The sequence below is a fragment of the Nostoc sp. genome, assembly GCF_036916575.1.
Taxonomy (GTDB): Bacteria; Cyanobacteriota; Cyanobacteriia; order Cyanobacteriales; family Nostocaceae; genus Nostoc.
The window spans coordinates 1-14495 of sequence record NZ_JBALGC010000145.1 but is presented as its reverse complement, the minus strand read 5'-3'; the positions used below and the strand labels follow the sequence as shown (position 1 = coordinate 14495).

At 43.6% G+C, this 14495-nt stretch carries 11 protein-coding genes and 1 pseudogene; 4 read left to right on the top strand and 8 right to left on the bottom strand.

Features of this window, described 5'->3' with window-relative positions:
• Positions 1–487 precede the first annotated feature (487 nt).
• The 5 genes from V7L29_RS35730 to V7L29_RS32775 form a co-directional block, all read right to left on the bottom strand.
• Positions 488–577: a sunset domain-containing protein gene (locus tag V7L29_RS35730; protein ID WP_442944306.1), complete on the bottom strand. Its 90-nt coding sequence runs from the start codon at positions 575–577 to the stop codon at positions 488–490.
• 237 nt (positions 578–814) lie between these two features.
• Complete coding sequence (locus V7L29_RS32790) at positions 815–1171, bottom strand: glycine zipper domain-containing protein (protein ID WP_334692079.1); 357 nt, start codon at positions 1169–1171, stop codon at positions 815–817.
• Positions 1172–1318: 147 nt separating this feature from the next.
• A complete protein-coding gene (locus tag V7L29_RS32785; protein WP_334692078.1) occupies positions 1319–2890 on the bottom strand; it encodes a GMC family oxidoreductase in 1572 nt (523 codons plus the stop codon).
• 39 nt (positions 2891–2929) lie between these two features.
• Positions 2930–4561: an FAD-dependent oxidoreductase gene (locus V7L29_RS32780; protein WP_334738111.1), complete on the bottom strand. Its 1632-nt coding sequence runs from the start codon at positions 4559–4561 to the stop codon at positions 2930–2932.
• A 26-nt stretch (positions 4562–4587) separates the two neighbouring features.
• Complete coding sequence (locus V7L29_RS32775; RefSeq protein ID WP_334692076.1) at positions 4588–4713, bottom strand: hypothetical protein; 126 nt, start codon at positions 4711–4713, stop codon at positions 4588–4590.
• Positions 4714–5298: 585 nt separating this feature from the next.
• Between V7L29_RS32775 and V7L29_RS32770 the strand changes: the two genes are divergently transcribed.
• From V7L29_RS32770 to V7L29_RS32760, 3 genes are all read left to right on the top strand, one after another.
• Complete coding sequence (locus V7L29_RS32770) at positions 5299–6204, top strand: SMP-30/gluconolactonase/LRE family protein (protein ID WP_334738110.1); 906 nt, start codon at positions 5299–5301, stop codon at positions 6202–6204.
• Positions 6201–6743 (top strand): DoxX family protein, encoded by a 543-nt coding sequence (locus V7L29_RS32765; RefSeq protein WP_334738109.1) that lies wholly within the window; start codon positions 6201–6203, stop codon positions 6741–6743. The genes V7L29_RS32770 and V7L29_RS32765 overlap by 4 nt, the downstream gene beginning before the upstream one ends.
• 113 nt (positions 6744–6856) lie before the next feature.
• Entirely contained in the window at positions 6857–9142 is a 2286-nt protein-coding gene (locus V7L29_RS32760) for an FUSC family protein (RefSeq protein WP_334692073.1), read from the top strand.
• An 800-nt stretch (positions 9143–9942) separates the two neighbouring features.
• Here the strand turns inward: V7L29_RS32760 and V7L29_RS32755 are convergent.
• Positions 9943–10365 carry a peptidoglycan-binding domain-containing protein gene (locus V7L29_RS32755; RefSeq protein ID WP_334692072.1) on the bottom strand — a complete coding sequence of 141 codons (423 nt, stop codon included), beginning with the start codon at positions 10363–10365 and terminating at the stop codon, positions 9943–9945.
• Between the two features lie 936 nt (positions 10366–11301).
• A complete protein-coding gene (locus V7L29_RS32750; RefSeq protein ID WP_334738108.1) occupies positions 11302–11454 on the bottom strand; it encodes a hypothetical protein in 153 nt (50 codons plus the stop codon).
• An 81-nt stretch (positions 11455–11535) separates the two neighbouring features.
• Here V7L29_RS32750 and V7L29_RS32745 point away from each other — a divergent pair, with 81 nt between their 5' ends.
• A complete protein-coding gene (locus tag V7L29_RS32745; protein ID WP_334738107.1) occupies positions 11536–14121 on the top strand; it encodes a GAF domain-containing protein in 2586 nt (861 codons plus the stop codon).
• Positions 14122–14271: 150 nt separating this feature from the next.
• On the opposite strand, the pseudogene V7L29_RS32740 reads toward V7L29_RS32745, so the two are convergent.
• Positions 14272–14388: pseudogene (locus V7L29_RS32740) on the bottom strand (TetR/AcrR family transcriptional regulator); the annotation flags it as partial.
• Positions 14389–14495 lie beyond the last annotated feature (107 nt).

The window sequence follows — 14495 nt, the reverse complement described above, 5'->3', positions numbered from 1 at the left end:
GAGAAGGAGAACTAGAGAATTTGCCCCCCTCTCCCAAAATTGGGAGAGGGGTTGGGGGTGAGGGTCAAACCTGGAAAGTTCGCCAAATCTAGCTTCTACGTTAAGTTGACACTAATGAGCTTTTTCTGTGCCCTTACGAGAAATCTATATATATCAAGGTTTGTGTGAAATCGTATAAGTACAGCATTTAATTAATTTGTAGCGAATTAATCAAATGCAATACCTTACAATGCGAATGCATCGGCTTACATTGTTAATGCGTCGGCTGACATTGTTAATGTGTTGGCTGACATTGTTAATGCGTCGGCTTGCATTGTTAATGTGTTGGCTGACATTAAAAACGCTACGCTTTTACGCCAAACTGTACTAAAGGATTAAGCGTTGCATAGTTGCGGGATGATTTAGTAAATTCCAAATTTGTCCTCCTGCTTCCCCTGCTCAAGAACAGCTTGCCCCAATTCATCCCACTGTTCTGCAACGCCAAGGATTACTCTCGAAAGCCAATTTTCTCTGCTGTTGCTTCATCTTTGAAGCAAATACCGAGCTTGGTTTGGTCATAATTGTGTGATTTGGCGATTGCAATTGCCGATTACAAGAAAGGCGTAGACGAAGCAGCGGTAAGTCAAGGTGAAAAAAGGTGATGAAATTTTATATACACCAAGGAGAAACGAGTTATCACAGAGCAATACAGCAAAAAATTAGACGGCTCTAATCCTGGTGCGGTGAAGCTACAAAGGTAAGCCAAGAGATTTGGTAAGGGGTATGATTGACTGTGGCGCACCAGCAAAGCGGAATACCAAAGAAAAATCTTGGTTTAGGTAGCTTGAATTTTTCCACCTTGGGGTTTTGATAGCGCCTGTAGTTCTTCCCAAGTGTAATGATGGGGTAATTCAATTGGTTTGTGATCAGCTCCTAATCCCAATCCAATTATCGGCTGGAGTTCCTCAGTAAATTCCTCGATGTATTCTGCTAGCTGATTACCTACAACGCTACCAGTAATTGCTCCTGCAACTCCACCAATAGCAGCTCCGAGTTTACCACCAATTGAGCGACCGAGTGCGGCTCCTACCACACCAACTCCTGCTGCTCCCAATCCCGTTGCAATCGGATGAGTATTCGGGGTCGTTTGAATTTCATCTTGCGGGTTATTAATAGATTGTTCGTCATTCATTATCTGTCTCTCCTTAAAACTATTGGACTCGTGAATGTTTGCATGGATAAGGATAGAATTACTTCCGGCTAAAGATATACCAGAAGCCACAGGGCTAAAGCCTTCTAGTCCAACCAATAGTATCTACTTCAATCGTTCAGCTATGCGTTAGCGAAGCGCTGCTGCAAGCACGTCGCCAACACGCAATGCATTTGCCATAATCGTTAACGTGGGGTTAGCACCAGAATTTGACGGAAAGAAACTACTATCTACCACGTAGAGATTATCAACATCATGGGTACGGCAATTGAGGTCAAGGACTGAGGTTTTGGGGTCTGTGCCAAATCGACAACTACCACATTGATGAGCAACTGCTTGTTCTGGTATCTGAGTACGGGGATAAATGCTAAATGGTAGGACGTGTTTAGCGGATTGAGGGATTGACTTGAGTACAGATGTCCAACGATGGATCAAGCGATCGCCTGCTTCGGTGTTGTTCAATGTATAGTCAACGTGAATTTTATCACCCACTAGACGAATCCGATTATTTGGGTCTGGTAAGTCTTCTGTCTGCAACCACCAGCCAACTGATCGCTCTGCAAGCAAATGGCGCTCATACTCAGGAATCAGTTTGATAAATGGAGCCATCAGCGGCGGAGCCTCTGCGGGAATCATATCAGCAAGCACATTCCCAGTATTCTGCACCATACCCATCGGATAAGGAAAATCCGGCTCTCCCCAGTAAAAATCGTTGACGGCGATCGTTTTTTGAAAGCTAGCGCGATTTACCTCTAGATGTATGGAAACGATCGCCGTTTCCAGTTGTTTCATGAAATTCCGCCCTACTTGATCGGAACTGTTTGCCAATCCATTAGGATGCTGGTCATTAGCAGACTGTAATAGCAAAACAGCCGAGTTAATCGAGCCACAGGCAACAACCACAATATTACCTGCAAACCAATGCCGCTCCCCGGCAATTTCAGTTTCTACGCTTGTAATCTCTCGTCCCGACTCGTTAGTATGCAGCCGCAAGACTTTGGCATTAGTCAACAAAGTGAAATTGGCATACATTTCCAGGCTGGGACGAATGGCGTTGACATCGGCATCGGCTTTTGCGTGTACTAGACAGGGATATCCATCAAAAGTATCGCAGCGAATACAGGGACTTTTAGTGCGATCGCTTTCATTGAGTTTTAATCCCAGTGGGAGATGGAATGGGTAGTAGCCTAGTTCACGGATGCCATCAGCCAATTCCTGCATATCCGGCTCATGACTGACTGGCTCATAGGGATATGGCTCGCTACGAGGTGGTTCGGTTGGGTCTTCCCCTTGCTTTCCATGCACCTCATACAACTTTTCGGCTTGGGTATAATACGGCTCAAAGTCTGAATACTTGAGCGGCCATTCTGGAGAAATTCCTCCTTTATGAATTACCTTTTCAAAATCTCGTTCCCGTAATCTAACTAAGGCTGCACCATAGAGTTTAGTATTGCCACCAACCCAGTAGCCCGTCTGAGGCTTAAATACTTTCCCTTCTTTGTTATACCATTGCTCATCTGCGTGGTAGCGATGTTTTTGATAGACCTCCTGGGGATTCCAATTAGCTTTTTCTCTAGGCAGAAAGTCGCCTCGTTCCAGTACCAGAATCTTTTTACCTGTGGGTGCAAGGCGGTGAGCTAGTGTACCTCCACCTGCTCCCGTACCGATGATGATAATGTCGTAGTGTTCGGTAATGTTCATTTTGTATACAGGAGGTTGCCAATTACTCTTGTCTCAAACCTATTGCTTATTATTCACTTGAGGCTGTCGCTGAATCAAATCAACTATACCGCTGCGTAATTCCTCAACAGTTGGCATCTGGTTCAAGCCCATTAGTTCACAGATAGCTGCTGTTTCCGTATTTTTATTGCTAGTTGCAACTGCTAAGACTTTATTTTCTTTGACATAGAAAGCAATGAATTCCTGTTTTTGCAAATCCCCATCTACAATTATTTCATCCCAACTTTCGGCATGTCCGATGTAGCGCAACGGAAACTTGAATTGCATCGTCCAGAACAAAGGAAGCCCTCTAAATTTGATTGCTTTCCCTGCCATGTTATGAGCTGCAATTCGCCCTTGTTGTGCTGCAACTCGCCAATGTTCAACGCGAAGCGATTCACTGGTGCGCCAATCGGGATAACGGGCAATATCGCCTGCGGCATAGATGCCATCAGCTGCACGTAAGTATTCATCAACAACAACACTACCATCTTTGGGATGCAAATCGATACCCTCAAGAAAGTCTGTTGCAGGCTGTACGCCAATTCCAACAATTACTATATCTGCTTTTAAGCGATCGCCATTATCTAAAATTACAGCTTCTACCTTGTCACTACCTTCAAATTGAACCGCTTTCCTACCTAACTTAAAGGAAACGCCGTTTTCCTCATGGACTTGCTGAAATAGTTTGCCAATTTCCTCGCCAAGGGTTTTCTTAAAAGGTACAGAATCCGGCGAGATCACAGTTACTTTTAAGCCGTGCTGACTCAGCCCAGCTGCTGTTTCCATGCCGATAAAACTAGAACCAATGACTACTGCCTGTCCTTTTTGCTTGCTCAGTGTCAAAATGCGATCGGTATCATCAAAACTGCGTAATGTGAGAATATTTTGCAAGTCCGCACCTGGAATATCTAGCTGGCGTGGTTTTCCTCCTGTTGCTACTAACAGGGCATCATAGGTTAACGAATCACCAGACGCTCCGGCGTCGCTACTGCTTGCGCTATCAGTAAAGGTGATCGCTTTTGCTGTTGTTTGCACCTGCTTAACTTGCTTATTCAACAGTACTTCTATTGCGTGTTCTTTGTAGAAATCGGGCGATCGCAAGGGCATTTCTTGGGAGGATGTTTTACCAATAAAGTAGTCTTTAGTCAGCTTCGTGCGATCATAGGGTAGCCTGTCATCCTGAGTGATCATGACGATTCGCCCTTGATATCCAGCTACTCGCAAAGCTTCTGCGGCATGGGCACCCGCAGCTCCTGCTCCTAAGATCACAAATGTGCGTCCATCAGCGTCGGGGTTAAATTGCGCCATTGCCGGCGATCGCAATCCTGTTGTTTCCTCTGGTACGCTGACAATGACGTTTTCACCTTCAATCCGTACCCCATAGCAAGCTAAAGAATCCAAGCCAGGTGGCTCTAGTTGGTCGCCAGTCGTCACGTCAAAATAGGCATTGTGCCAGGGGCAAACAACATAATGCCCACTAAGCACCCCCTGTGCCAGTGACACTCGATAATGAGTGCAGTGGGCGCCGACGGCATAAAACTTTCCCTCTAATCGGGTTAGTAAAATTTCTGTCTCGCCGACAGAGACCTGCCGCATTTCACCATCATTTAGGTCATTCACATTGGCAACGACTGCTTCTACTTGTTTCATAACTAATTTTTAAATAAAAATAAGAGTTAGTCGCTAGGTATTGCTGAATTAACCTTTGCACCCTCATGAGCGAGCAGTTTGGCTGTCGCTTTACCAATGCCGGAATCACCTCTAGTGATTACAGCGACTTTACCTTTAAGACCAAGATCCATATGCCATTTCTATCTGTGATTGGGAGTAATTTATTCCAAAGCGATTAAGGAAATCTACAATTGAGAAATATTTAGATAGTTTTTGCCAAACGCTTCATCTTATTTCATAATTTTTAAATTTTTCAACTAATTAATGGGATATTTCTGAAATGATAAATTCAGCCTTTAGACATAGACAAACTTTGAAAACTTGAGATTTGTGATTGACAGACTTACGTAATAACTCTCTGAAACTCTTATTCCTACCCTGCGGGAAGCCGCTGTTGCGTCTATGTGTCCTTCTCTACGTTCGCGTAGCGTCTGTCTGCAACACGCTATGCGTAGCTTGCTTAAGAGAAGGGGTACGCGGACTCGCTTTGCGTGGCGCTAACGGCGAGAAACGACGCGATACACTTTTCGCTGCGGCAAGCCGAGTCAGCGTCTACGTTAAAAAGAGTATTTTTCACAACTTAGATAGGATTGCTATAGCCCCAAGTTATACACTTGGGTTTTTACAAAAAATTAAGTGCAGCTTGATAGTAATTTGGTATTAGCTTGAACCTGCTATTTGTCGTTAGCAACCAAATTAAATAATAGGAGTTTCCTATGCCTGAAGCCATTGAGATTTACGACGATCGCCTGCGTGCAATTGTACGCTCAGATGCCTCACTCCAACAGCTAGCCAACGGTGCAGTCCATAGCGAGGGCCCTGTTTACTTCCACGAAGACGACAGTATTGTGTGGAGTGATGCTCATGGTAACCGTCTGTTGCGTTGGAGTGCCACTGATAATGTGAGTGTCCTACGAGACCCATCTGATTACCAAAGCGGTAATTACCGCGACTTAGAGGGTCGTTTAGTTGCATGTTCATCTGGTTTGCGTGCCATTATTCGATATGAAGACGATGGTGAGTGGAAGGTTTTAGTTGATCGCTACCAAAGCAAACGCCTTAACAGTCCAAATGATTTGGTAGTAAAAAGTGACGGCACGATTTGGTTTACCGATCCGCCTTATGGCATTACTGAGCCAAACCAAGGTTACGGCGGTGAGCAAGAACAACCTGGAAGTTATGTGTATCGCTTTGACCCGACAACTGAGGAGATTTATCCAGTAGTAACGGACATGGTACGTCCTAACGGGCTAGCTTTTAGTCCAGACGAAAGTCTTTTGTATGTGTCAGATACAGCTGCGTTTAATATACCTGGGGGGCCTCATCATATTCGTGTCTACGAGGTCGTGGACGGTCGGCATGTGACTAATGGTCGCGTGTTCTGTATCATCGAGCCAGGACAACCTGATGGATTTCGGGTGGACGAGTACGGCAATGTTTTTTCCAGTTCCAAGGATAGCGTGCAGGTATACGCTCCCGATGGGACTCGCTTGGGAAAAATTCTCTTGCCGGAAACATCTACTAACCTGACTTTCGGTGGTAAGAAACGCGATCGCCTTTATATCACAGCGGGCAAATCCTTATATGCTATCGACCTTAATACTCGTGGTGTACAGCAATGATTTATAAATTTGCGTTGGGTGTGGGGATCGCTTTTTTCCTAGCTTCATTTAATTACCCCCAGCTAGGCCCATACCTGTTAAGTTCACTCTATCATGTGTATCCTAACGGATTCCCAGGATTGGCGCTTTTACTGCTAAGAGTTAGCGTTGGCGGGTTGTTTCTACTACACGGCTATCCAAAGATAACGCATCTTCGACAGTGGGCTGAGTCTATGAAAATGCCTGTCTTTCTTTGCTTTTTATCAGCTGCGTCTATGTTAGGTGGCGGAATTTTTCTGATTATGGGATTCCTGACACTCTTAGGAACCTTGCCCATTCTCGGCTCAATGATTTTTGCGATATATTTAGAAATTTCTGGAAGTAAGCCCTTTGTAGCCCAAGATCCATACTTAATTCCCGAAGGCCAGTATATGGGCCCTTTAGGAAAAGGTGAACCGCCAAGTTGGGAAAAAGCATTTATGTACTGCGTTATGCTGATTGTGATCGCAGTTTTAGGTCCCGGAACGTATTCGCTGGATGCTCTGATTTTTGGACGGTGAAAATTACCCAACTGAATCGCTCAAAAGGCATATTACAGCCATCGAACACCCAGTTATATCTGGCTAAAATGCTGTAAGAAGTGATCTGCTTTGTTATAATCGCCAGTCTAATAATGCCATTTACAGATAAACATGCTTTGAGTTGGTTGTTACAACAGTTTCAACTCCAGCCAGGTAAGCCCGCTATTTTCTCCGGATTGCGTAGCCTTTTGATACTGGGTGTCCCGATTGGAGTTGGAATGATTACAGGTCATGCTGCTGCAAGTGCGATCGCCACTATGGCAGCTTGGTTCGTTGGCATGGTAAATGTTGACGGAGCCTACCGTCAGAGAGCGACTGCTATGATCGCAGCTACGATTGGGGTGACTATGATGTTCCTGATCGCAAGTCTGGTTAGCAGTCATCTCTGGTTAGCTGTCCCGACAACGTTCTTGGTGATATTTATAGCAGGTTTAGCAAGCCTCTATGGCAACGTGGCTGCATCTGTCAGCTTAGTCACTTCGATCATGTTTGTGATCTCGCTGGCTAGATTCGCTTCATTTTCCAATTTGCCTACTCTGATCGAGCAATGTGCGCTATGTCTGGCTGGTGGAACATGGACAACTGTGTTGTCATTAGGAGTATGGGTGGTGCGTCCTTACGTCCCTGCAATGCAGATAGTCGCTAATTGTTATCTCTCATTGAGCAAATTTCTGGACTTGGCAAGCCAGAGAGGATTAAATCCAAAGGATCGTCAGGAGTGGGCACAGCAATTTTTGCAAGCTCAGGATATGGTCATTCAGAACTTGACATCTGCCCGTAGCGTCTGGACAACTATCTGGACTAGGCAAAAAGGAGCTAACCTGCGGGGAAATTATTTACTGGTGTTAATCGAGGATGTAAATCAAATTGTCAATTCTGTTGTAGCACTGAGCGAACTAATGGCGATCGCATCCGAACATCAACTATTTTCTCGGTTACAGAAAGAAATTCAGCAAGTGATAGAACAGTTGGCAATTGCTCTGCAAATGTTGTCAGAAGCAATCGCCAAAGGAAAAAACTCACCTCACCTGGGGGATTTGGATCGGAGTGTTGAAGCACTGGAACACCAGCGGCAAGTTCTGCGCTCTCAAGTCCTCAATCAAAAAATAAATCCTCAGATAGATGACTATTCCGATATAGTCAACTTGGGGAAGATTACAGCCAGTCTGACAAAGCTGGCAGAGCAAATTCATACTGATGCAGAGATTGTTACAGATTTAATCCAGGGAAAACAGCCTAGCATTGCCCAGCGAGATATTTGCCCCCCAGCCCAACCAGAGCGTTCTACAATTATTGATACTCTGCGAAATAACTTCACTTTTGATTCAGTCCTATTTCGTCACGCTTTGCGCCTAGCACTAATCATAACTTTTGCTGAATTAGTTGCCTCAGTATTGCAACTACCTAGAGGCTACTGGATAACCCTAACAGCTCTAGTTGCACTTAAACCCAACTTTGGAGGAACGTCCCAGACAACAGTCCAAAGAGTCATCGGCACAATTTTGGGTGGAATTATTGGCATGACTCTGGTTTTACTAGTTAAGAATTCATTGGCGATTGCAGTCTGTTTCCTGCTGTTGGTGTTTGTTGCGATGTCGGTGCGATCGTTAAGCTACAGCATATTCACCATACTACTCACTTCCGCCATCATCTTGCTACTCAACATTATTAGTGCAGGTGGCTGGAGGGTTGGAGTATTGCGTATCTTCGATAGCTTGGCTGGGGGTGTCTTAGCACTGCTTGGCAGCTATTTGCTTTTCCCTCGTTGGGAACGACAGCAACTTCCTGCACAACTGCAAAAGACAATTCGAGCCAATCTTGCCTACTTTCAGCAAGTAATAGCTAACTATCTCCATCCACAACATAATCTGTTTGCTGATTCTATCAACATGCTACGCCATCAAGCAGCACTAGAGAACGTCAACGCTACCGCTGCGGCTCAACGATTGTTCAGCGAACCCCGTCACGTTCAGGGAGAAATCGAACCTGTAATGACGCTGATGGTATATATTCGTGGCTTTTTCAGTTCGGTTACAACCCTAGCAGAACATCTGCGGGAATTTAGCGGCGAGTACCAATTTACTCAACTCAAACGACTTACCGATAGCATTGTCCAAGTTTTGGAAAACTTAGCAGATGCCCTTGGGCAGGGACAGCCACCCCAACCATTACCAGCGCTCGATAGCTATCTCGAAGCAATTCACGACCAAATTGAGCAGCTACATACTGCTCGATTATCAGAGATTGCCACAAATTCCCACACTTTAACTCCCACATTACAAGCCGTTCGAGAACAAACTCCCCTATCCACAGAACTGGATCGAATTGTTAATGAAATTAAAGTTATGCACTGTGTAATTGCCCGTCTACAAGAATAATTTTCTATACAGCTAAAAATATTATTGAAAGGGTGACTCCAGTCCTGTACTGCTTGACAGAACCCGTTAGCCACCAGGCGTTCTCGTTGCCTTGGTCTTTGTCAGGAGAAGAGTAGGGTAAATGGGTTTCCCGACTTGGACGAACTGGCGTTTGCTTAATTTCTCTTTAGCCCTAACTAGTAACCACAGTCAATTCAACCCGTCAAACTCACGTCAAGTTAAGGTCATAATGGGACTTAGACAAAAAACACCCATAAAAGAGCCTCAAATCTATATACACAAAGACTTTGACATCATTAGGCTTAGTTTGTTGATATATCTGGGTTTGGGGCATTTTTGAGTATTTGGTGTATTCCCCTTACTCTGTATGGGTTTGAGGCTTGTTTGTCTCGAAAAAATGTTTAAGTCCCGATAAACAATTTGTCAATAAGTAATATAGCGGTTCTCAATTGCATGAAATACAGAGCACTCGTAAGAGCACAGCAATGCTGTGCCCCTACCGTTGCATCCAAACGAGAATCGCTATAGTGCTTAAAATTTTGTCAGAAACGGGGATGAAAAACACAATTTTTGGGCTAGCGATGCCAAAGGCTGGCTACACCTACGCCTTATCAAAAAAAGTGCTACTCATTCTTACCCTCAATCCTCCGTATGATATTCAATTCGATACTCATGCACCGCTTTAATTAACAGCGTTATTACTACTGACAAAACTGACTTCATCTTCAACTGTCACGAATGCATCGGCCGTATCTCTTCATCCTCTTTTTTTGGCGAAGGTATTGGAAGCTGAAACCATTTTATTTGAGAGATGCCATAGTCCGGCGTCCAATCATTCCGTCTGCTCTTAATCCTTTAGACTTCTGAAATTTGATTACCGCTGAACGTGTCTTGTTATCAAAGACACCATTCACACTTGCGGTATAGAATCCTTGCTGCTTTAAAAGATTCTGAGCAGTTTTAACTGCCTCTCCTCTGCTACCTACTGTTAGTACGCTACTATGGTTTGCCATACTATTAGACTTGTGCATAGCATTAGACTTGTGCATAGCATTAGGCTTTTGCATAGCATTAGGCTTTTTCATGCTGTTGCCTTGCTGCATATTTTGGGCAACGTAGGTAGCAGTAGTCGGATTGTGGCTTTTATTATTGGTGAAAGAGTAAGCAGGCACAGCAGTAGCTAAAGTCAAGGCAGGGAGCAAAGCAAGTACTTTCCAATTCATCTTTTTGTTCCTTCTAACTATGAGAATTCTGACAATTTTGATTAGAAGATTCATCCTACTTATAAGGGTTAATGCCTTATAGTGATTCTCTTCAGTAGACTCTGGTGTGTGGGTTTAGTATAGAGTGAGCCTATTTTTTAACCCAGAGCTTTAGCATCACACGTTATATTGACAAAGTTATTGCAAAGCTATTCCAAAATTGTGACAAAAGCATGACTAATTTATGTAGAATTATGTCGCACAATGCCTTATATCAGTCCGCTTGAATACAAGTCAATTGCAAGCCTTCGCGGAGCGTAGCTTGCTTCTCCGTAGGAGTACGTTTCACTCGCAATGAGATATCATAAGTGATTTGCCGGACATAATATTAGTCCCCTTTAAAAGCTTGTGATTACCAACATTTTTGTAACAGTCAGATCGCGCTGATCGACATCCCGCCCAGAATTGAAGTTCACAGGCTTTTAGCTCAAGTTCACTCAAGTGGACTGAAATTTTCGCTTTTACTAAAGACAGGTATCTAACTTACATTCCGCACCCTCTACTGTAACAATCGGTTTTTACTGGCTTTTAAAAGGAATTAAAGCTATTTTAGATACTTAAATTCCTGGTTTTGACGTAGATAAAAAGTTTGATTAGCATAATTTATAGCTGAAAACCTAGAAATAATTAAGTGATTATCCTGAGTGACACCTTAAGGTGTGGAATATAGGATCTAACATCACTTTAAATCTTGTATTTAGTTCTCTTAAGAAGACTTGAGCTATTAGCCTCCCAATTGATTCCAAGGTAGGATAGCAACGAACTGAGAGATTTAAAAACGGAGGAATGGCTGCTGATAGATGTTTTTTCAGCTTACTTCCTCCCCAACACCAATTAGACAGTCAGGGGTTGAAAGAGTCGGCGTGGGTTAGAGGATCAAAAGCCTGTGGGGCAATTCTAGAACACTTGTGTGTAAACGGTAGCAGTGATTCGGAGTATTACTGCATCTGCACTCTGGTCATACCACGCTTGTTGATAATCGACTTCTACTTGATTCCACAGGATGACGCTAGCTAAACAAGCGATTAAACTATGGATAATATCAAGCAATTGTTGCTTTTAGCACCACTTATATAAATTTAATTTCATTGTTACATCTAAAATCTCATCCTGCTATATAAAATACCAATTATGTCAGTGTATCAAGGAAGTTGTGGGGAAACCACCGATTTGATTATTGGTGTTCACAACCAAGAAAACCGCGAATTACAAGCAAATTCTGCTCCTGTGGGTGCTCTTGCCACAAGACAAGGAACTTTTTCTACGTTTCTTGCTCCCCTGACTCAAGATACTTTTAAACAGGTTGTTCAGGATGTCGAGCAAAAATTACAGATTGTGCATCAAACCCTGTCAATGCTGGATTCTCAGGGGTTTGAAACTCTTCTGCAAGAAATGTTGCATTCGATTACCTTGAAAACTGGGGAATTACTGGGGGCAGACCGGACGACAATATTTTTATTGGATGAAGAAAAACAAGAACTCTGGTCAATTCTAGCTGAGGGAGAGGGCGATCGCTCTTTAGAAATCCGTATCCCCGCTGATAAAGGCATTGCTGGGGAAGTCGCCACCTTCAAGCAAGTTATCAATATTCCCTTTGATTTTTATAGTGACCCGCGATCGCATTTTGCCCAGGAACAAGAAAAAAGAACTGGCTATCGCACTTACACCATGCTGGCTTTACCATTGTTGAATGAACATGGACAGTTAGTTGCGGTAGTGCAATTACTGAATAAATTAAAATCTGATCAGAATCCGGATGCTCCACTTGCAGAGCGCATTGATACCAAAGGTTTTATCTATGCTGACAAACAATTATTTCAACAATTTGCACCTTCGATTCGCCTGATTTTAGAATCCTCGCGCTCTTTTTATGTAGCCACCCAAAAACAAAGAGCAGTGGCGGCGCTGATGAAGGCGATTAAATCCCTCTCTCAAAGCAGTCTCGACTTAGAAGACACCCTCAAGCGGGTGATGGATGAAGCTAAAGAACTGATGAATGCCGATCGCAGTACCCTATGGTTAATAGACCGCGATCGCCATGAATTGTGGACGAAAATCACCCAAGACGATGGTTCAATTAAGGAGTTGCGAGTCCCTGTAGGTAAAGGCTTTGCTGGTCTAGTAGCTGTTTCTGGCAAAAAACTAAATATTGCCTTTGACTTGTACGACCATCCTGACTCGGAGACAGCCAAACAAATTGACCAGCAAAATGGCTATCGTACCTGTAGCTTGCTTTGTATGCCAGTATTTAATGCCAATCAACAACTGATTGGCGTTACCCAACTCGTAAATAAAAAGAAATCAGGAGATTTTCCCCATTATAATCCAGCTGATTGGCCAAAAGCTCCCGACTGCTTCCAAGCTAGTTTTGACCGCAACGATGAAGAATTTATGGAAGCTTTTAATATTCAAGCGGGAGTAGCGCTGCAAAATGCCCAGTTGTTTGCCACAGTCAAGCAACAAGAACAAATGCAACGGGATATTCTGCGTAGTCTTTCTAATGGAGTGGTTTCCACTGATAAAGCTGGGTTAATTATCGCCGCTAATGAAAGTGCCAAACGTTTGCTAGGACTGGAGCCAGAAGACCGTTTAGAAGGTAAATTAGTTACTGATGTGATCGGTATCAAAGAAGGTGACTTTAGCAAGTGGTATCAGGATGCTTTACACGCAGCCGACTTAAAAGGTCGCCAGCAATATTACCCTGATCGCACACTCGTGACTACTGATATAGAACAGCACAGCATTAATTTATCAATTAACACAATTGCCGATGCTAGCGACCAAGAGCAAGTCCGTGGGGCGCTGGTGGTGATGGAAGATATCAGTGATGAAAAGCGGCTCAAGAGTACGATGTACCGCTACATGACCCAGGAATTAGCCGAAGAATTGCTGAAATTGGATGACGCTAAACTAGGAGGCGATCGTAAAGAAGTTTCGATTTTATTTTCCGATATTCGCGGCTACACCACTTTGACGGAAAACTTGGAAGCAGAAGAAGTGGTGAGTATGCTCAATGAATATTTTGAATCAATGGTGGAGGCAGTCTTTAAACATAAAGGCACCCTCGACAAATACATTGGCGATGCGATCATGGCTGTGTTTGGTTCTCCTCTACCGTTGGAAGAACACGCTTGGATGGCAGTGCAAACATCCTTAGAAATGCGTGATCGCTTGCACGAATTTAATCAACGCCGCTACGCAGCTAATAAGCCCGGAATTAAGATTGGCATTGGCATCAATTCTGATACCGTGATTAGTGGCAATATTGGCTCTAGTAAGCGGATGGAATTTACCGCCATTGGTGATGGTGTTAATCTTGGTTCACGATTAGAAAGTGTTAGTAAACAGTATGGTTGCGACATTATTATTAGCCATAACACTTTTAAACCTTGCCAAGATTATATTTGGGCTAGGGAACTAGATTACATTCGTGTTAAAGGCAGAAATGAGCCAGTAGCTATATATGAATTACTGGGTTTGCGTTCCAATCCTATTGAAAGCGAAAAACTGCAAGTGATTGAGCACTATGACAAAGGGCGCGAGTATTACCTCAAGCAGCAGTTTTCCCTTGCCAGAGCTGAGTTTGCCAAAGTTTTGGCAGCAGACAACCATGACAAAGCTGCTATGTTGCATCTGTTGCGTTGTCAGCATTGGTTACAATCACCTCCAACAGATTCCGATTGGGATAAAGGAGTCTGGACATTTCAGGAAAAATAAGTAGCGTTGCTAAATTGACGACCATATCACTAGCATGATGCTCAACAAGTGAGGCGATTATAGCGGTTCTCAATTGCATGAAATACAGACCACTCGTAAGGGCACAGCATTGCTGTGCCCCTACCATGTGTTGCATCCAAACGAGAATCGCTATAGTACTTCTTTGTTTGGAAAGTACTGATATAGCGAACCAATGCTCACTCCGGCTAATTCTGCAATCCGATTCATACTGGCAGCATCACAGCCCTCTTCAGTCAAAATATGAGCAGTTGCAGTTAGTGGGACTTAGACAAAAAATAGCCAGAAAAAACACTCAAATGTATATACAGAAAGACTTTGACATCATTTTGCCTATTTTATTGATATATCTGGGT